Raw genomic sequence first — 19099 nt, forward strand, 5'->3', positions numbered from 1 at the left:
TAGTCATCATCTACTGACAATCTACCTAACTGTTATTTATACTTAACTGCAAATCTTCCCCATGTATTGTCATCGATAATGTTTGGGCTGAGTTCCTGTTCACAACATACAACCCGGATCGACATAATGATAACTAAGAATCTTCCCCTGACTGATTTGCACCGTCACCTTGACGGTAACATTCGCACTAAGACTATTCTTGAGCTTGGTCAGCAGTTTGGTATTGCGCTACCAGCTTATGATATTGAGTCTCTTACTCCACACGTTCAAATTGTTGAAGCTGAGCCATCTCTTGTTGCTTTCCTTTCTAAGCTTGACTGGGGTGTGGCAGTACTGGGCGATCTAGACGCATGTCGTCGTGTCGCTTATGAAAACGTAGAAGACGCTCTAAACGCACAAATCGACTACACTGAACTTCGCTTCTCACCATACTACATGGCGATGAAACACAAACTGCCAGTGGCAGGCGTTGTGGAAGCCGTGGTTGATGGTGTGCAAGCGGGTATGCGTGATTTCGGTGTCAAGGCGAACCTGATTGGCATTATGAGCCGTACATTTGGTACTGATGCTTGTCAGCAAGAGCTGGATGGTATCCTGAGCCAAAAAGATCACATCGTAGCCGTTGACCTAGCAGGTGATGAGCTTGGCCAACCAGGTGACCGTTTTGTCTCTCACTTCAAGCAAGTCCGTGATGCAGGCCTAAGTGTTACTGTTCACGCGGGTGAAGCGGCGGGCGCAGAAAGCATGTGGCAGGCAATTCAAGAGTTAGGTGCAACTCGTATCGGTCATGGTGTAAAAGCGATTCACGATCCTAAACTAATGGATTACCTAGCAGAAAACCGCATTGGTATTGAATCTTGCCTGACGTCAAACTTCCAAACGAGTACGGTTGAATCGCTAGCTAACCACCCGCTTAAGCAATTCCTAGAGCACGGTGTGCTGGCGTGTCTGAACACGGACGACCCAGCAGTTGAAGGTATTGAACTGCCATACGAATACGAAGTGGCAGCACCAGCAGCAGGTCTGACTAAAGAGCAAATTCGCCAAGCGCAAATCAACGGTCTAGACATCGCTTTCCTATCAGATGCAGAAAAAACTGAACTGAAAGAGAAAGTGAAAGATCGCGTTTAATTGCCACGAAAGACATAAAAAATGCCAGCATTTGCTGGCATTTTTTTATATCCGGAATCTATTGAGAGCTTAGATAACGCGAGAGAATTGCTGCTGACGCGCTTTCGCTCGTAGGTACTTGTCGAAGCACATACAGATATTACGAATCAATAAGCGACCACGAAGTGTCACCTGAATTTCACGCTCATCCACTTCTACTAACTTGTCATCAACGAAAGTTTGTAGAAGCTGTAGATCTTCTTTGAAGTACTGTTCGAACTTCACTGCAAACTCAGACTCAATCGCTTTCTTATCCAGTTTAAAGTTACAGATAAGCTGCTTAATCACCTCACGGCGTAGCAAATCATCTGAGTCTAAAGAAACCCCTTTCCAGAGTGCATGACGCAAGTCATTCACTTGAGCATAGTACTTCTTCAACTCTTTTTGGTTTTGCGCGTACGCATCACCAATCATGGAAATCGCAGAAACACCAAAGCCGACCAAATCACACTCACCTTGCGTGGTGTAGCCTTGGAAGTTGCGGTGCAAAATACCTTCACGCTGGGCGACGGCAAGTTCATCATCTGGCATCGCAAAGTGGTCCATACCGATGAATTGGTAGCCAGCTCCCGTAAGTGTCGCGATCGTGTCTTGCAGAATCGCCATCTTCTCTTCAGCTTTCGGCAAATCCTCGTCTTTAATCTTACGCTGCGCAGCAAATAGCTGAGGCATATGCGCGTAGTTAAACACAGATAAACGACCCGGCTGCATTTCTAACACTTGCTCAAGTGTTTTAGCAAAGGATACCTTCGTTTGCTTCGGTAAGCCGTAAATTAGATCGAGGTTCGTTGAACGAAAGCCAAGCTCTTTGGCGCGTGCGACCATTGCAAAGATAAATTCTTCATCTTGCTCGCGATTCACAAGCTGCTGAACTTCTTTATTGAAGTCCTGAACACCAATGCTCAGACGATTGAAACCTTCACTGCGCAGATGATCCAGCATGGTTAGTTCGATTTCACGCGGATCCACCTCAATACTGATTTCAGCGTCCGCATTAAAGATAAATTCTTGGCGCAATAAATCCATCACACGAGTGATTTGTTTTTCAGACAAGAAAGTTGGTGTACCACCACCAAAGTGCAGTTGAGTGACTGTACGCTCACCAAGCAACGATGCGCGTTGACGAATTTCATGCTCCAGTACGTCTAGGTATTCGTCTGCTTTGTGCGAATGACGAGTAATGACCTTGTTACAGCCGCAGTAGTAGCAAAGCTTGTGGCAAAACGGAATATGAACGTACAAAGATAACGGACGATCTGGGTATTGAGTGCATGCCATATCGTAGTCTGAAATGGTAAATGCTTCATGAAACTCCAGCGCCGTTGGGTACGACGTATAGCGAGGACCGGAATAGTTGTACTTATCCAATACCGCTTGATCCCAGACAATTTGCTGCTTCGATTCAGTATGTTGATTCGACATGGTGGTACTTTCCGTTAAATGCGAGGGCAACGAAAATCGTTACCCAATATTCAGAGGTCGTTATTTTGCCATATGACAAAGGCAACAACGGTAACCGCAGGTGGCTTTTTAAGTATAAAACCAAAGAAGTGCTAGCGTGATCACGATACCCCCAATAGCAATAAGGAAACCATTGGGGATACAAACTAGATCATCTGAATATTGATTTGGTTATTCAGTGGCTGGACGTTTTTTTGCAACACTTTGAGTTCTTCTACGATCGTATCCGTCAAGCGCTGCTCTGCTTTATGGCGATCCAAGTTTTGTTGCATACGCTCTTTCTTCGCAAGTTGCTGTCGGTCTTCACCACGCGCCATATCTTTCACAATATGGTAAAGCTCAGAAATCGCTGGGTACGTTTTATCAAAATCCACACGGTCTTCACCCTGAACATAGTCCATGATGTTGTATACACGAATGCTGATTTCAGATAAATCACACTGGCCTTGAATGCCAGCCTGACACAAAGTATGCACGTTCTCAAAAATGTTGGCGTTACGTTTATCGATCGCCAATTTTTTATGCTTCAGCTGCAATTCCTTTTGCTTTTTCAATTGAAGCAGAAGGTAACCTGCATATGAAGCCAGCGCGATAATGATCACAGCACCCGCAATCGCTAATAAGGTTACGTTCATGAATTACTTATCCTTTGTAGTCGTCGAAGTTGATGTCATCGAAATCCGCTAGTAGGTCATCGTCGTTGCGAGTACCTTTAGCAGCAGGAGCGGTGAAGTCTTCCTCTTCTTCCGGCTCAAGTAGACCAAGTTGGTCCATCAGTTTTTCGATGCGATCTAGCTTCTCATCTACGAACTTCTGTAGACCCGTGCCTAGGTTCTCACCCGCTTCAATGCGATCCAACAACACGTTCAATTGCGCATCGTTTTCTAGCATCTCTAGCTCTTGCTCAGCCGATAGGCGACGCTCTTGTTTTGTCATCTTCTTCGCTGGCTCAACGATCAGAGGAATTTTCTTCTTACTACCTAAACGTGGATCACGATTTTGGGCAGCCGATTGCTTCTTCTGTTCATTCACTTCTGAGTTACGGTTACCTGTCTTCAAGCCTTTACGCTTTTTAGCGCGCTTGCGTAGACGGCCTTCAACGTCAGATTCTGTGCGGTTACGAGTGACAACAAACTCAGGTGCGCCTGCTGCACCTGGCTTTCTAGATTTTTTACTACGGCTCATTACTGGGCTTTCCTCAGTAAAATTACATCATTACCAATAAATTCGAGTTCGAGCTTATCCCGCTCAGCTAGGAACTGGAACGTTTCACGGCTAAAGAACACCACGTGAGTAGGATCGTTCTTATAATGCCATGATTGAAAGGCTTCTACATCGATGACCATTTTCGTCATCAGGCCTATCCAGCCACCTGGCTTAACTAAATTCAACCATTGCTTCCACACCACATCGGGGTGGTAGAGGTGTTCGATCACCTCTGTTGCTGTCATGAAGTCATACTGCTTTTCTAACACCGATGTATTAGGGTGATAGTAAAGATCATACAACGCCATGTTGTGCCCCGCTTCTTCTAACATTAATGAAAGCGTAGGGCCTGGACCACAACCAAAGTCGATTCCGTTCGATTGTGGTGAAATTCGCTCTGCGATTGGGTCAGCAATTCGCGACAAAAAATGTCGATATCCCATATCTTCAGGATTGTTCTCATGCAGATCATAGTGAGCTTTTTCAGTTTTCGCATCCAAACGTTGGTCTGGATTGACGAATACCAAACTGCACTGTTCACACTGAAGATACTCGCGTCGCTTATCTTCAAAAAAGTGGTGAGTGCGCTGATTCTGGCATAAAGGACAGGTGTGCATGCTGACTTCCTCAAACAGGGATGCGAAACATACCAGAAAGTGGACACAGATTGGAGTGTTGCTGGATACTTTTTCAGCAGTTTTTGTTAAAAAACTTTGATTGGCAAAAATGAATATAAAAAAAGCGACAGTGAGACTGTCGCTTTCTGAATGCCACGAATAAGTGGCGAAACTGTGTTGCACACATCTGGTGCACCAAGAATCCTTTTGTTTTTCAAGCTTTCCCTGCCAAAAAGTGTTGTTCTTCATCTTCCTGATGAGTTTTGGCTATCCTTTCACTTCCTGTTTACTGAGCTACTTCCTGAAGCCTGATCCGTTTCGCTGTCTTAACCGTTAGACTAGATGACCATCCATATCTGATAGGCTCCTTGCCTATCTAAGTCCCTTTTCCAACTACCAAACGTCCTTCGCTTGCGTCCTTGGAGACCTTATATCCATGGTCTAAATTCCTGAGGTTCACTCCTTGTGAACACCATCTACTTTACGGGTTTCGTAAAAACCAACAAGTCACCAAAAGCAATTAATGACACTAATTTTTTGCCATAAATAAATAACCCATTTTATCAATAACTTAAAAGTTATAGAGAGAAATCGCATCGATCACGTATGGCAAATGTCTCACAAGGCTTCAAGCTATCTATCACTTTTATGTTTAACATTGAATAAGATCGAGATCACACAAAGCCACAAACAAAAATGCCCCAACCAATAGTTGGGGCATTCCTGTATAACTTTGCTCGAACGCGGTGTAGGGGCTTAGTGCAGACCGCCAACGTATTTCGACAGAACTTCGATGTCTTCGTCTGTCATTTTCTTTGCGATGTCACGCATCATGGCATTCATATCATTACCACGAGCACCATCACGGAACTTCTCTAACTGAGCTTTGATGTAGTCAGCTTGCTGACCAGAAATTTTAGGGAAACCTGAAAGCTCAGTGCCGTTACCACGAGGACCGTGACACGCGATACATGCGGTTAGACCACGCTCTGCATCACCAGCGGTGTAAAGTACCTTACCTTGCTCGACCACATTTTCAGGGGTTGAGCTCTCTGCAATAGGTAAAGAGGCATAGTAAGCAGATAGATCCGCGATGTCTTCATCACTTAGTGGCATAGCCATACCACTCATTACAGGATCGTAACGACCTTGTTTACCACCACTAGTCATACCTAGTTTTAGATCTTTTAATTGCTTCTCAAGATACTTAGCGTGTTGGCCTGCAAGATTCGGGTACATTGCTAGTGCACTGTTACCATCTGCTCCGTGACAGGCGACACAGGTTTGTGATTTTGCTTTACCAGCTTCAATATTACCTTGGGCCCATACTGAGCAACTGGCTAAAAGACTCAAAATTAGCGCTAATTTCTTCATGACATTCCATTATAATTATCAAGCTTCCAGTACCACGGAATGTGAACATACCGCGTACACTCATGGTACAATAGGCGACCTTATGCCGAGCACGGTTATTTTACACAATTTCACAAAAAAGTAATCAATCGACTACACAAAGTCGAGATGGAGTTAACAGTGAGCGTAAAAATTCATTACCAAAACACGCATTTCATCACCAGCGCACCCGATATTCGTCACTTACCGGAGGACGAAGGTGTCGAAATTGCGTTTGCAGGACGCTCAAACGCTGGTAAATCGAGTGCACTGAATCGCCTGACTAACCAAAAAAGTCTAGCGAAGACATCAAAGACCCCAGGTCGTACTCAATTGATCAACCTTTTCAAAGTACAAGAAGGTTGTCATATCGTCGATTTGCCAGGATACGGCTTCGCTCAAGTACCGGTTGAGATGAAGAACAAATGGCAAAAGTCATTAGGTGAATACCTACAGAAACGTGAGTGTCTAAAAGGTCTCGTGGTTCTAATGGACATTCGTCACCCAATGAAAGATCTCGACCAGCAAATGATTTTCTGGGCAATCGACAGCCGCATCCCTGTGCAAGTACTGCTGACTAAAGCTGACAAGCTAAAAAGCGGCGCTCGTAAACAGGTACTACTGAAAATTCGCAAACAAGCAGAGACGTTTGGTGGCGATGTATCGGTTGATGTGTTCTCTTCATTGAAAGGTCTGGGAGTTGATCAGCTTCGTGCCAAACTGGACGTTTGGTTTGCACCGGCAATCGCACACCTTCTTGAAGAAGACGAACAAGATGACGCTCAAGAGAGCAACGAAGAATAATTAACAAAATTTGTTAAATTTTTTCGACACAGCCCTGCCTTTTGGTGGGGCTTTTGCTTATCTGGGGGCAAGAAAGGTGAATTTCAGGCAATAAAAATCCCCACCTTCCTGGCAGGGATAACGGGAGAGAAAAATTGGTAATTATTGTTATGTGGCGAAGCATTACTGAACTGAGATTCGATTTCAATAGGTTAAAAAGCAATCTTATCTTCTACCTCAAACCAAACATCCTCACCCACACGACACAATAGCCCTATTATTCATATAGTTAAGTTAAGCAGAACATCAAAAAGACATAACTTAGTTTCTTTCGAGAAAAAATAATAGTGTGACTGGCGTAAATTTACAGCATGAATAACGCAATAAATTGGAATGAAAAAGCTAGATTTGACAGTAACTTAGAGAGGTCTAAAGAAGTGCATTTTTGTGGACTATTTTAACTTATTGATCAAAAAGAAAAATTTCCTTTCGCCCAATAAAAAACGCCCCAGTCAAAAACTGACTGGGGCGGCTGAATCAGCCTAATCCAATAACGTGAAACAAAAGGTCTGAAAGATAGAACATCTTACCTCTGTACCCTACGAGAGATAATGTACAACAATTGGTCAGATTTGCAAAGAATTTTTGTAATTTTTTTTCATGAAAGTTTTATTAAGCAACAATAATTCTCACAATTGAATTGCTTTTTTATTAGCACAAAAAAGCCAGCGTTTGTGCGCTGGCTCATATTTAATTAGTAAAATTGATTTAAAAGTGACTAGTGTGCTTGGTCCCAGTTATCACCGTGACCTGCTTCTGCCACTAGAGGCACTTTCAGTTCTGCTGCAGATTCCATCAAATTCTGTACTTTATTTTCAATTTCGGACAAAGAAGACTCTTCAACTTCAAAAACCAATTCATCGTGCACTTGCATGAGAAGTTTCACTCGACCATTACCTTCTTGCTGAATCCACTCATCCACTAATAACATCGCTTTCTTGATGATATCCGCAGCGGTACCCTGCATCGGCGCGTTAATCGCGGCACGCTCAGCAGCTTTACGACGCATACCGTTACGAGATTGAATTTCTGGAAGATGCAGACGACGACCAAAAATCGTCTCTACGTAACCTTGTGCAGAAGCAGTACTACGCGTGTCTTCCATGTACTGCATTACACCAGGGTAACGTTCGAAGTACTTGTCCATGTAAGCCTGCGCTTCACCACGCGGAATACCGAGCTGTTTTGCTAAGCCAAATGCGCTCATGCCGTAAATCAAACCAAAGTTAACCGCTTTTGCACGACGACGCTGTTCACTTGAGACTTGGTCGATAGAAACACCCATGATTTCTGCCGCCGTTGCTGCATGGATATCTTTACCATCACGGAACGCATCAAGCAGCGCTTGGTCACCTGACAGGTGCGCCATAATACGCAATTCAATTTGAGAGTAGTCGACTGCCAAGATCTTATATCCCGTCGGTGCAATAAATGCCTGACGAATACGACGACCTTCTTCGTTACGAATTGGAATGTTCTGCAAGTTAGGATCGGTTGAAGATAGACGTCCCGTTGCAGTAACCGCTTGGTGGTAAGAAGTATGCACACGGCCCGTTGATGGGTTAATCATCTTCGGTAATTTGTCGGTGTACGTTGATTTTAACTTCGCCAGACCACGGTATTCCAAAATCAGTTTTGGTAGTGGGTAATCCAGAGCCAGTTCTTGCAGCACCTCTTCATTAGTAGAAGGCGTCCCTGATGGTGTCTTCTTGATGACTGGCAGACCCATTTTCTCAAACAGAAGTGCTTGCAACTGCTTCGGTGAGTTCATGTTGAACTCTTGCTCTGCAATCTCATAGGCTTTCTGCTCAAGCTCATCCAGACGTGCGGCGATCTCTACCGACTGCGCACTAAGCTTCATGTCATCAATCAGTACACCTGTGCGTTCAATGCGAGACAGCACTGGTACAAGTGGCATTTCGATTTCTTCGTATACGGTTTTTAGCTTCTCATCTTGCTCGATGTTGGCAAACAAACGGTTATGTAGACGAAGTGTCACGTCCGCATCTTCCGCGGCGTATGGTGAAGCTTCATCCAGATCGATTTGGTTGAAGGTCAGTTGATTCTTACCTTTACCTGCGATTTGCTCGAATGAAATGCAGCTGTGTTGTAGAAAGCGCAGTGCCAAGCTGTCCATATCATGTTTGCCACCTACGCTGTTGTAAACGTAAGACGCTAACATAGTGTCGTGCTTGATACCTTTCATCTCAATGCCGTAGCGAGCTAGCACAGATGCGTCGTATTTTAAGTTTTGACCAACTTTCGATTGAGCTTCATCTTCAAGAATTGGCTTAAGCTGTTCGAGTACCCAATCACGATCAAGTTGCTGAGGCGCATCTAGATAGTCATGGGCCACTGGTACATAAGCCGCAATGCCTTCATCGGTCGCAAATGATAGACCTACTAGGTTTGCCACCATGTAATCTAGGCTGTCGGTTTCGGTATCAAACGCAAATAACTCAGACGCTTTTAGTTTATCTAACCAAGCATTAAATGAAGCTTCATCCAGGATGGTTTCGTATTGGCTACGGTCGATTTTTACTGCTGAGGTGTCCATATCTGCTTTAGATGAAGCAGAACCACCACGCACTGCGCCGGTTGATTCATCCGCTTCTACGACACCTGTGCCGCCTTCTAATAACTCATTCAACCAAGACTTGAACGTCAACTGACCGTACAGTTTGATCAGCTCATCTGTGCTTGGCTCTGCTTTTAGCAATGATTCTGGCGTCTCTTCCAGATCCACATCCAACTTGATGGTTGCCAACTCATAAGACATCATCGCATCGTCTTTGTTGTCCACAAGCTTCTTCGCCATGGTTTTGGAACCACGGAAACCAAGCGCAGCGATATCGTCGAGGTTTTCATACAGCTTAGTTAGACCGCCGATCCCCTGCAGAAGTGCAGTTGCAGTTTTATCACCAACACCCGGAACGCCGGGGATGTTGTCGACTTTATCGCCCATCAACGCTAGGTAATCGATGATCAGCTCTGGTGGAATACCAAACTTCTCAATCACCCCCTCACGATCCATCACGACGTTAGTCATGGTATTGATCAAGGTGACGTTATCATCGACAAGCTGAGCCATGTCTTTATCGCCTGTACTGATCAAAACCGGCATGCCCTGTTGTGATGCTTGATAAGCCAAAGTTCCGATAACATCATCAGCTTCTACGCCAGGAATACAGATCAGTGGCAGACCCATTGCTCGAATGACGTTATGCAGTGGCTCAATTTGGCAACGAAGATCATCCGGCATTGGTGGACGGTTCGCTTTGTATTCTGGGTACATATCGTCTCGGAAGGTTTTACCCTTCGCATCGAAAACCACCGCAATGCGATCCGAAGCAAACTGACGCATCATACTGCGTAACATGTTCACCACACCGTAAACTGCGTTAGTTGGAATTTCACCGTTACTCATCGTGCCTGGGTAAGCGTGAAAAGCGCGATATAGATAAGAAGAACCGTCGATCAGAATCAACGGATTTTCAGGAATACTTGCCATAATTGTCTGTATCCAAATCAGTACTTAATAGATCTGCTTAGAATGCCATGACTGCTGATCCGAATCTATCTTGTTCGCTCGATCAAGTTCGCGGAAATTTTCCGATGTTATTCACGAAAAACACCTCCCACTGTGGATAACTCTGTTTATAGAAATTATCCACTGGTTATCCCATGGAAATAAAGACAGAAAAAAACAAATATAAACCATTGTTTTAATGGTAATTATTTTAAAACAAAAGACAAGATCAACGATCCTGAAATGATCATGACATGTGGAAAAGTTGCCGATAGAGGCGTCAATTAGAAATCACAGAAAAGAAAAAAGCGACCCAATTGGGTCGCCTAGCAGAAGTGGTAAAGCTATTTCCATTTGTATGGCAGCTTAACCAAGAAGCTATAAATTACACTGGAAGCAATGTGAGCAATGTCGTGTCAAAAAGAATTAGTGCAAGTTCTGGGGAGAATGTCTCATTACCTTCTCAACACTCGGTTAATTAGCAATTCAACGTCCTTGTGAACTTTCCTCATTCCCTAAGACAGGTTTAATAATAATGATTCTCATTTAACAGTCAATACCTAAATGAGAAAAAATCTCATTTATTTTTTATAGCGCCTTAATGAAGTGCACTCTAGACTCACGTAAGTTTGGTTTTTCTTCAAACTTTTCAATAATGTATTCATTTCTTAGCAACAAGCGAAGCATGGCAGGAAATTGGTTACGAGATTTCACTTTTAAAGTTTTGTAGCCCTGCTCTACTACCCATTCCTCTTGCGCTTCTAATAACATTTGCGCCACGCCTTCATTGCGCGCTTCTGGTGCTACGCCACCAAACCAACTGTAGAAAGTATATTCATCTAACTCGTAGCCGATTTTAAAACCTAGGATCGTCCCTGTTTTCTCAGCCACTAGGATTAAACTTTTTTTATCTCCTAGGCGCTCAGCCATGGATTCAACCGTCTCACCATGTGCAAACTCAGTAACACGAGCTACCACTTGGATCGCCTCTTCCAGCGTGCCTTCACGAATCAGCATTGTCATTGTCTTACTCTCCAGAAATAAATATACCCAAGTAACTTCAAGCCGTGTGTATTCCGTCTTGAGGTTACTTGGGTATATTCAGACCGACAACAATTGTCGGTCTGGCTTTTCTCATTGAGCGATAATTACTCGTCTGTCGCTTCTTGCGCTTTGACTAGATGCTCTGCAGCTTGTGCATTTTCTTCCGCTAGCCACTCTGCTACATCTTTCGCGAAGTAAGTCAGGATGCCATCTGCGCCTGCACGTTTGAAGCAAAGTAGCGATTCCATCACTGTCTCGCGCTCTTTCAGCCAACCATTCATGATGGCTGCTTTATGCATCGCGTACTCACCCGAAACTTGGTAAGCGAACGTTGGAACTTGAAGCTCAGTCTTAACACGGCGAACCACATCAAGGTAAGGCATGCCTGGCTTAACCATCACCATGTCAGCGCCTTCATTGATATCAAGAGCCACTTCATGTAGCGCTTCATCCGTGTTAGCAGGATCCATTTGGTAGTTTTTCTTGTTGCCACCTTTTAGGTTCGCTGATGAACCAACGGCATCACGGAATGGACCGTAGTAGTTTGATGCGTATTTCGCAGAGTAAGCCATGATTTGAGTATGGATGTGACCCGCTTCTTCTAGTGCTTCACGGATTTTGCCGATACGACCATCCATCATGTCTGATGGTGCAACCACGTCAGCGCCTGCTTCTGCGTGAGAAAGCGCTTGTTTTACGAGAACTTCGGTTGTCTCATCATTCATCACGTAGCCATCTTCATCGATGATGCCGTCTTGGCCGTGAGTAGTGAACGGGTCGAGTGCCACATCTGTGATCACACCGATTTGAGGCACGTGCTCTTTTAATGCACGTACTGCGCGCTGAACCAAACCTTCAGGGTTGTAAGCTTCAGCAGCACATAAGCTTTTAGCGTCTTGGTTTACGACAGGGAAAAGCGCGATTGCTGGTACGCCTAGGTTTGCTAGGTATTGTGCTTCTTCTAGCATTAAATCAATCGACAAACGTTCTACACCCGGCATCGATTCAACACTTTCACGACGATCTTTGCCCATCAAAATGAACATTGGGTAAATCAGATCGTTTACTGAAACTTGGTTTTCAGCCATCAGACGACGACTAAAATCGTGCTTACGCATACGACGCATACGGCGTGCAGGGAATGGACCTTGAATTGATACAGACACCACTTTCTCCTTGTCTGGAAGGTTACGATGATCAAATCATCTGGTGGCAAAATCATATCACTCTTGATGCACCTTGCGAGCAGCAATATGGAAAAACGGCATGAAAAAAACCGAAAATGACCCAGCACTCACACTCAAGTATACTTCTCACTAATTCCATACACCGATGAACCATAGAGACCAACCATGATCGATACTCACGCTCATATTTACGCTAGCGAATTTGATAACGACCGCGACGAGGTGGTGAAACGTGCTTTAGAACAAGGCATTGATAGAATTCTGCTACCAAACATCGATCTTGAATCTATTGAGCCGATGCTAAAAACCGAGGCGGCTTATCCTGAGGTTTGTCGCTCAATGATGGGTCTGCATCCATGTTATGTAGATGGCAATGTTGAGCAAACACTAGAAATCATTCGTGGTTGGTTTGAAAAGCACAACTTCATTGCAGTGGGTGAAATCGGTATCGACCTGTACTGGGATAAAACCTTCCGCGCGAAACAAGAAATGGCGTTTGTGACTCAGTTAAACTGGGCAAAAGAGATGGATTTGCCTGTCGTTATCCACACACGTGACTCGATTGAAGAAACGCTGACCTTACTGCGTCAAGAACAAGACGGTCGCTTGCGTGGCGTATTCCACTGTTTTGGTGGCAGCGTAGAAGAAGCGCAAGCGATCAATGAGCTAGGGTTCCACTTAGGTCTAGGTGGTGTTTCTACGTTTAAAAACGGCGGCATGGATAAAGTTATCCCGTATTTGGACATGAATTGGGTGATTCTAGAGACAGACTGTCCTTACCTTGCACCTGTACCACATCGTGGTAAACGCAACGAGCCAGCTTATACTTCTCTAGTGGCGGCGCGCGTGGCCGAACTGCGTGGGGAAAGCCTTGAAGTGATTGATACTCTAACGACCAAAAACGCAGAAGCGCTGTTTAACCTCAAATAGCCTCAGGGTTATAGACCTCACATTCAGTCACCTTACTCTATTTCTATAGCACCGGCTGATAAATTCAAAAATCCGTGCTATTGAGACAGAGCCATTAAGATTCCTAGTATTGCTCATACACTTATTGAGTTGGGCAATTTATGGAACAGTGCAAACACAATATTTACCTACAGCGCCACAGACGAACTTTTTGGCAAAAACTGATCGGAATTAAAGAAGTCTACGTCTGTTCACGATGTGGATATATGCTCAGAGTTAAATAATTTCTTCTCTACTTGTCACACTTTTTATCCCGACTTCAAAGCGAACAACTTGGACTAAAACGTTATGAACCTCCGTCTGACTTTGAGCTCGTATGGGATCTTTACGTATAGTATAGAAAAATCATATATTTGAGATGGATAACTATATTATTCACATCATTGCAGTATGGAAATAATTTCACATAAAATGCCCGTCGGCTTATAAAATCAAAATAGATGGGACTCATAATGTGTAATCATGGAGTTTATTTGCAACGTCAGCAGCGCAGTTGGATTCAAAAACTAATCGGCATTAAAGAAGTTTATGTCTGTTCTAAATGCGGTTATGTCCTTAAGCTGAGATAATTGGCTCAGTCCAATCCAACCGCAATAAGGTGGCTCTTCATGGGTCGCCTTTCCCGCTTTCAACCATTACAAGTCGTTACACAGTCAAACTCACTTCACCTAATAACCTTTAAACTCGTTTCAAACGTGCACCATACTTCCATCTCAGATAATTAGAACTTTATTCCGTTAAATATGACTGTATTGATTTGATAGATAACCTACTGAATCACATACAGAAGCTTTATTTAACAATGGAACTAACATCACATAAAGTCCCCCAAATAAACAACCAATAAAAATAGGGATATGTATGTGCAAACATGGGGGTTACTTACAGCGTCGTCAGCGCAGGCTTTGGGAGAAATTAATGGGGATTAAAGAGGTGTATGTTTGCTCACGATGTGGATACATCAAGCGTGTGAGATAATTTGGCTAGGTTTAGAAAACGAAAAAGCGGCTCGAAAAAGCCGCTTTTCTCTATTGAGAAGGAGAGATTACTCTTCTGCTTCCGCCTCTTCCGTTTCATCTTTGCGAGTGTAGAAACGTGCGAAGAACAAGCCTACCTCAAACAGCAAACACATTGGGATTGCTAAAAGGGTTTGCGAGATCATATCCGGCGGCGTCAATAGCATGCCGACAATAAACGCACACACAATAATGTATGGACGCTTCTCTTTCAGATCTTGTGGTGTCGTTGCGCCTGTCCAACATAACAAGATAATCGCGACTGGTACTTCAAACGCAATACCAAACGCCATAAACAGCGCTAGTACAAAATCGAGGTAGCTCGAAATGTCGGTTGCAAACTCTACTCCACCCAATGAGATAGCAGTAAAAAAGCCAAACACCAACGGAAATACCACGAAGTACGCGAACGCCACACCGCAGTAAAACAGCAACGAGCTTGAGAACAACAATGGCATGATCAAACGACGTTCATGCTTGTACAACCCGGGCGCCACAAATGCCCAAACTTGGTACAAAATAAACGGCACCGCGACAAACACCGATGCGATAAGCGTTAGCTTCAGCGGTGTAAAGAAGGGTGAAGCCACATCGGTTGCGATCATCGTCGCGCCTTCAGGTAAACGCTCTACCAAAGGTGCAGAAACAAATTCATAAATGTGGTTGGAGAAATAAATTAGCCCTACAAACACGACCAATACTGCGGCAATTGCTTTTAGCAGTCGATTGCGAAGTTCTAATAGATGACTAATTAAAGGTTGTGTCTGCTCGACGGTAGACATGGCAAACCTCTTTTTAAAAACCAGATCAAAAAGGAGCTACCAATGTCTAGTAGCTCCTCCTAATGAGACTATTCGGCTTTCTTATCTGCCGCTGTAACCTTAATCTCTTCCGCTTTCTCAACGGTTTCAGTCGCTTTTGCAGCTTCTTGCGGCTCTGCGTCTGATTTGGTTGGTTCCGCGTAAGGGCGGTTTACAGATTGCGCGGCTTTCTTCAGTTCTTCAACAGAAGACTTTAGCTCAGGAGACAGATCATCCATCCCCATTTGCTCAGCTTTACGCAAGTTTTCTTGCAGTTCTTGGACTTTTAGCTCGTGTGACAATTCGTCTTTGACGCTATTTGCCATACTCTTCGCTGCTCCGACAAAACGAGAGACACTGCGGATGGCATGTGGCAAACGCTCGGGACCAAGAACAACCAGACCAACAACAGATATTAATACCAGTTCCCAAAAACCGATATCAAACACGTTTTACGCCTGCTCTTTGTCTTTTTTCGTTTCAGGAGCAGCTTCTTTCTTTTGCTGCTCTTCTAAACTTTTTGGCTCGAAGTCTGCGTCTTTGTCTTCTTTCTTCGCAGAATCATCTTCGCTCATCGCTTTCTTGAAGCCCTTAACGGCACCACCCAGATCGCCACCGATACCGCGCAGTTTCTTAGTTCCGAATAGCAATACAACAATTACAGCAATGATTAAAAGTTGCCAAACACTGATACCACCCATTCTTTTTACCTCGGGTCTTTAAACAAAATTATTTCAAGAGTTTAACGTCTATCGACGATAAGCTCGCCAACTAAGCAGCCAAAATGTGACACCTGCGATACCGCTGGCCATCGATAGCTGCTCATAAGCGTTATCCACCAATATTGCCGAGCATACGACTAAAGTGGCTCCAACACCAAATAAAAACTTTCCTGTCGCCTGCTGACGCTTGCTGTGACGGTAACTTTGATAAAGCTGATCCATGCGTTGATTCATGGCTTTACCTTGTTTAAGGCTATCGTAAAGCAGCTCCGGCAGTTCCGGTAACTTCTCTGCCCAAAACGGCGCACGGTCTTTAATGGCATTCACTAAAGCTTGCGGACCGACTTGGTTCATCATCCATTCTTCAAGGAAAGGTTTCGCGGTCTCCCACAAATCTAGTTGCGGGTACAACTGGCGACCCAGTCCTTCGACGTACAACAGCGTTTTTTGTAGCAATACAAGCTGCGGCTGCACTTCCATATTGAATCGACGCGCAGTGTTGAACAGATTCAACAGTACGTGACCGAAAGAGATTTCACACAGTGGTTTAGCAAAGATTGGTTCACACACGATGCGAATCGCAAATTCAAATTCATCGACATTGGTATCGGCAGGTACCCACCCCGAATCAACGTGCAATTCCGCTACGCGGCGGTAATCACGATTGAAGAAAGCGAGGAAGTTTTCCGCCAGATAGCGTTTGTCTTCAGTGTTAAGTGTACCAACGATCCCGCAATCCAGCCCAATCCACATCGGATTATCTGGATGCTCCGGTTTAACGAACACGTTGCCTGGGTGCATGTCGGCATGGAAAAAGCTGTCTCGGAACACCTGAGTGAAGAAGACACTCACACCGCGTTCCGCGAGCAATTTCATATTGGTGCCATTCGCTTCCAAGCCTTCAATATCAGAGACTTGGATGCCATATATTCGCTCAGAAACCATGACAGTTTCATTACTAAAGTCAGGAAAAACTTCTGGTACGTAAAGCTCTTCACTGCCTTCGAAGTTGCGACGCAGTTGAATCGCGTTCGCCGCTTCACGACGCAAATCGAGTTCATCAAGTAAGGTTTTTTCGTACTCGCGAACCACTTCAACTGGTTTCAAACGACGTGCTTCAGGCATCGCTCCGGCGACTATACGCGCCATTCGGTGCATCAGTTTTAGATCTGAATCAATGACCGGACGAATATCTGGACGGATGACCTTTAATACCACTTCTTGGTTAGTGTCTTTTAATCGCGCGGTATGCACCTGAGCAATCGACGCAGACGCTAACGGTTTGATATCAAATTCAGTAAACCAGTTTTCTAATGGACCGCCCAGAGCGAGTTCCATTTGCTCTTTCGCTAACTGCCCATCAAATGGCGCAACTTGGTCTTGCAAAAGCGCAAGAGGATCAGCGATATGTGGAGGGAAAAGGTCACGGCGGGTCGACATCATCTGACCAAACTTAATCCAAACCGGACCTAGTTCTTGCAGAGCGAGACGAAGACGCTCACCTAACGGTTTCTCTGGGTGCTTGTTCTTAATCCAGAATAAGCTTTTGCGCATCAAAAGCGGCGCTTTGGTCAGTTGATGATCAGGCAACAACTCATCCAAGCCGTATTCTAGCTGAACTTTAATGATTTGATATAAGCGCTTTATTTCTGCTGGCGTCATGAGTTCTCCAGCGCAGGCTTATCCGAGTCGAACTTATTTAGTAGTACGTTTAGGCGCGCTTCGACACGAGAAGCTTGGCTACGAACGTCATCCACTTGGTCACAGAAGTGGGCGATTTCCAGCGGTGCTGGCGCCAATTTCCATTCTTCTGTTACCACTTGAGCAAGGTGGCGTTGGTGTTTTTCCGCTTGAGAAGCAAAGAAACCGCCGACGTTTTTGGTGCCTTGCACAAAGGTATGTGCCACGACATCCCCCGTCACTCGAGACAGCCACTCTTCAATATCTGGCTTGCAATCGACCATCAATTGAGAGAATTTCTGTGCAAGTTGGATATCACCTTCAAGCTCAAGTTTGTCTTGCTTGATAAGGCGAGTGATGTTGGCTTGATCGCGCAGCTCAGGAAGTACGCTTAGATTCAGCGACAGATAACAATCTGGCTGACCTTCGTAATTGCCCAAAACATCGATTTGCTGGCTGAAGATGAACGTCAGCGTCTTATTGATTTCTTTGAGGTGAATTTGAATCACCTGACCTTTAAGACGTGACAAACGACGATCCAATTCAGGATCGTCTTTAATCAGCGTATTTAGTGTCGTTTCAATAACGGCAGTGATAAGAGGTTCAAATGGCATACCGCTTATCCTTAGAATTTGTAGCCGCGGTGCAGCGCCACAATACCACCCGTTAGGTTGTAGTATTTGGTGTTTTCGAAGCCCGCTTCTTTCATCATGCCTTCCAGTGTTTCTTGGTCTGGGTGCATACGGATAGATTCTGCTAGGTAACGGTAGCTGTCTGCGTCATTTGCCACTAGCTCACCCATTTTTGGCAATAGGTGGAACGAGTACGCGTCGTACACTTTTGATAGTGGGTCTAGGATTGGTTTTGAGAACTCAAGTACCAACAAACGACCACCTGGCTTCAATACGCGGAACATAGAGCGCAGCGCTTTGTCTTTATCGGTGACGTTACGTAGACAGAAGCTGATAGTGATCACGTCAAAGTAATCGTCTGGGAACGGCAGTTCTTCTGCGTTCGCTTGAACGTAATGCACGTTACCCACAATGCCGTTATCACGCAGTTTGTCACGACCGACATTCAGCATTGAGTTGTTGATGTCCGCTAGGATCACGTGACCTTGGTCGCCAACAATGCGTGAGAATTTCGCTGTTAAATCGCCTGTACCACCACCTAGATCGAGAACGCGTTGTCCCGGACGAGCGCCACTGCAATCAATAGTAAAACGCTTCCAAAGGCGGTGAACACCACCTGACATCAAGTCATTCATGATGTCGTATTTTGCTGCCACTGAGTGGAAAACTTCGGCAACTTTGGTCACTTTTTCGTCTTTTGCCACTGTGGTAAAACCAAAGTGGGTAGTGTCGTTATCTAACGCTGTATTTGATTGCACACTTGTGTCCGTCATTCTGATTCCTCTTGGGCAGCACTTTTTCACTTCGGGGCGGTTGATAACAAATAGGGTC

At 44.7% G+C, this 19099-nt stretch carries 17 protein-coding genes; 3 read left to right on the top strand and 14 right to left on the bottom strand.

Going from position 1 to position 19099, the window contains the following annotated elements:
• The first annotated feature begins 126 nt into the window (after positions 1 to 126).
• Positions 127 to 1131 carry an adenosine deaminase gene (gene add / locus ATB76_RS09375; RefSeq protein WP_038870023.1) on the top strand — a complete coding sequence of 335 codons (1005 nt, stop codon included), beginning with the start codon at positions 127 to 129 and terminating at the stop codon, positions 1129 to 1131.
• Positions 1132 to 1200: 69 nt separating this feature from the next.
• Here add and hemN read toward each other — a convergent pair whose 3' ends face one another.
• From hemN to ATB76_RS09400, 5 genes are all read right to left on the bottom strand, one after another.
• A complete protein-coding gene (hemN, locus tag ATB76_RS09380; RefSeq protein ID WP_038870022.1) occupies positions 1201 to 2592 on the bottom strand; it encodes an oxygen-independent coproporphyrinogen III oxidase in 1392 nt (463 codons plus the stop codon).
• Between the two features lie 185 nt (positions 2593 to 2777).
• The gene (locus ATB76_RS09385; protein ID WP_038870019.1) at positions 2778 to 3266 is read right to left on the bottom strand and encodes a DUF2489 domain-containing protein; all 489 of its coding nucleotides are present in this window, start codon (positions 3264 to 3266) and stop codon (positions 2778 to 2780) included.
• Between the two features lie 7 nt (positions 3267 to 3273).
• Positions 3274 to 3816, bottom strand: coding sequence for a Der GTPase-activating protein YihI (yihI, locus tag ATB76_RS09390; RefSeq protein WP_038870017.1), 543 nt, complete (start codon positions 3814 to 3816; stop codon positions 3274 to 3276).
• Entirely contained in the window at positions 3816 to 4454 is a 639-nt protein-coding gene (locus ATB76_RS09395) for a class I SAM-dependent methyltransferase (protein WP_038877099.1), read from the bottom strand. The genes yihI and ATB76_RS09395 overlap by 1 nt, the downstream gene beginning before the upstream one ends.
• Positions 4455 to 5210: 756 nt before the next feature.
• Positions 5211 to 5828 (bottom strand): c-type cytochrome, encoded by a 618-nt coding sequence (locus ATB76_RS09400; RefSeq protein WP_038877007.1) that lies wholly within the window; start codon positions 5826 to 5828, stop codon positions 5211 to 5213.
• Positions 5829 to 5987: 159 nt separating this feature from the next.
• Between ATB76_RS09400 and yihA the strand changes: the two genes are divergently transcribed.
• Entirely contained in the window at positions 5988 to 6650 is a 663-nt protein-coding gene (gene yihA, locus ATB76_RS09405) for a ribosome biogenesis GTP-binding protein YihA/YsxC (RefSeq protein WP_038870014.1), read from the top strand.
• 757 nt (positions 6651 to 7407) lie between these two features.
• Here the strand turns inward: yihA and polA are convergent.
• The 3 genes from polA to hemB all read right to left on the bottom strand — a co-directional run bounded on the left by polA (position 7408) and on the right by hemB (position 12428).
• Positions 7408 to 10200 (bottom strand): DNA polymerase I, encoded by a 2793-nt coding sequence (gene polA, locus ATB76_RS09410; protein WP_061035063.1) that lies wholly within the window; start codon positions 10198 to 10200, stop codon positions 7408 to 7410.
• Between the two features lie 606 nt (positions 10201 to 10806).
• Complete coding sequence (locus ATB76_RS09415; protein WP_061035064.1) at positions 10807 to 11241, bottom strand: GNAT family N-acetyltransferase; 435 nt, start codon at positions 11239 to 11241, stop codon at positions 10807 to 10809.
• Positions 11242 to 11366: 125 nt separating this feature from the next.
• The gene (hemB, locus tag ATB76_RS09420) at positions 11367 to 12428 is read right to left on the bottom strand and encodes a porphobilinogen synthase (protein WP_061035065.1); all 1062 of its coding nucleotides are present in this window, start codon (positions 12426 to 12428) and stop codon (positions 11367 to 11369) included.
• A gap of 186 nt (positions 12429 to 12614) precedes the next feature.
• Between hemB and ATB76_RS09425 the strand changes: the two genes are divergently transcribed.
• The gene (locus ATB76_RS09425) at positions 12615 to 13379 is read left to right on the top strand and encodes a TatD family hydrolase (RefSeq protein ID WP_061035066.1); all 765 of its coding nucleotides are present in this window, start codon (positions 12615 to 12617) and stop codon (positions 13377 to 13379) included.
• 1084 nt (positions 13380 to 14463) lie between these two features.
• Here ATB76_RS09425 and tatC read toward each other — a convergent pair.
• The 6 genes from tatC to ubiE form a co-directional block, all read right to left on the bottom strand.
• Positions 14464 to 15216, bottom strand: coding sequence for a twin-arginine translocase subunit TatC (tatC, locus tag ATB76_RS09430; protein WP_038870004.1), 753 nt, complete (start codon positions 15214 to 15216; stop codon positions 14464 to 14466).
• Positions 15217 to 15284: 68 nt separating this feature from the next.
• A complete protein-coding gene (gene tatB / locus ATB76_RS09435; RefSeq protein WP_038870003.1) occupies positions 15285 to 15683 on the bottom strand; it encodes a Sec-independent protein translocase protein TatB in 399 nt (132 codons plus the stop codon).
• A 3-nt stretch (positions 15684 to 15686) separates the two neighbouring features.
• On the bottom strand, positions 15687 to 15935 hold the full coding sequence (tatA, locus tag ATB76_RS09440; RefSeq protein ID WP_038870001.1) for a Sec-independent protein translocase subunit TatA: 249 nt from the start codon (positions 15933 to 15935) through the stop codon (positions 15687 to 15689).
• 48 nt (positions 15936 to 15983) lie between these two features.
• On the bottom strand, positions 15984 to 17618 hold the full coding sequence (gene ubiB, locus ATB76_RS09445) for a ubiquinone biosynthesis regulatory protein kinase UbiB (RefSeq protein WP_061035067.1): 1635 nt from the start codon (positions 17616 to 17618) through the stop codon (positions 15984 to 15986).
• Positions 17615 to 18250 (bottom strand): SCP2 domain-containing protein, encoded by a 636-nt coding sequence (locus tag ATB76_RS09450; protein WP_038869999.1) that lies wholly within the window; start codon positions 18248 to 18250, stop codon positions 17615 to 17617. Before ATB76_RS09450 ends, ubiB begins: the two co-directional genes overlap by 4 nt.
• 11 nt (positions 18251 to 18261) lie before the next feature.
• Positions 18262 to 19041 (bottom strand): bifunctional demethylmenaquinone methyltransferase/2-methoxy-6-polyprenyl-1,4-benzoquinol methylase UbiE, encoded by a 780-nt coding sequence (gene ubiE / locus ATB76_RS09455; RefSeq protein WP_038869997.1) that lies wholly within the window; start codon positions 19039 to 19041, stop codon positions 18262 to 18264.
• Between the last annotated feature and the right edge of the window lie 58 nt (positions 19042 to 19099).

The sequence above is a fragment of the Vibrio sp. MOR3 genome (assembly GCF_001557775.1).
Lineage (GTDB): Bacteria > Pseudomonadota > Gammaproteobacteria > Enterobacterales > Vibrionaceae > Vibrio > Vibrio jasicida.

Excerpts from the sequence above, each read along its gene's own strand:
- add (WP_038870023.1), top strand. The coding sequence starts at position 127 with ATGATAACTAAGAATCTTCCCCTGACTGATTTGCACCGTCACCTTGAC.
- hemN (WP_038870022.1), bottom strand. The coding sequence starts at position 2,592 with ATGTCGAATCAACATACTGAATCGAAGCAGCAAATTGTCTGGGATCAA.
- ATB76_RS09385 (WP_038870019.1), bottom strand. The coding sequence starts at position 3,266 with ATGAACGTAACCTTATTAGCGATTGCGGGTGCTGTGATCATTATCGCG.
- yihI (WP_038870017.1), bottom strand. The coding sequence starts at position 3,816 with ATGAGCCGTAGTAAAAAATCTAGAAAGCCAGGTGCAGCAGGCGCACCT.
- ATB76_RS09395 (WP_038877099.1), bottom strand. The coding sequence starts at position 4,454 with ATGCACACCTGTCCTTTATGCCAGAATCAGCGCACTCACCACTTTTTT.
- ATB76_RS09400 (WP_038877007.1), bottom strand. The coding sequence starts at position 5,828 with ATGAAGAAATTAGCGCTAATTTTGAGTCTTTTAGCCAGTTGCTCAGTA.
- polA (WP_061035063.1), bottom strand. The coding sequence starts at position 10,200 with ATGGCAAGTATTCCTGAAAATCCGTTGATTCTGATCGACGGTTCTTCT.
- ATB76_RS09415 (WP_061035064.1), bottom strand. The coding sequence starts at position 11,241 with ATGACAATGCTGATTCGTGAAGGCACGCTGGAAGAGGCGATCCAAGTG.
- ATB76_RS09425 (WP_061035066.1), top strand. The coding sequence starts at position 12,615 with ATGATCGATACTCACGCTCATATTTACGCTAGCGAATTTGATAACGAC.
- tatC (WP_038870004.1), bottom strand. The coding sequence starts at position 15,216 with ATGTCTACCGTCGAGCAGACACAACCTTTAATTAGTCATCTATTAGAA.
- tatA (WP_038870001.1), bottom strand. The coding sequence starts at position 15,935 with ATGGGTGGTATCAGTGTTTGGCAACTTTTAATCATTGCTGTAATTGTT.
- ubiB (WP_061035067.1), bottom strand. The coding sequence starts at position 17,618 with ATGACGCCAGCAGAAATAAAGCGCTTATATCAAATCATTAAAGTTCAG.
- ATB76_RS09450 (WP_038869999.1), bottom strand. The coding sequence starts at position 18,250 with ATGCCATTTGAACCTCTTATCACTGCCGTTATTGAAACGACACTAAAT.
- ubiE (WP_038869997.1), bottom strand. The coding sequence starts at position 19,041 with ATGACGGACACAAGTGTGCAATCAAATACAGCGTTAGATAACGACACT.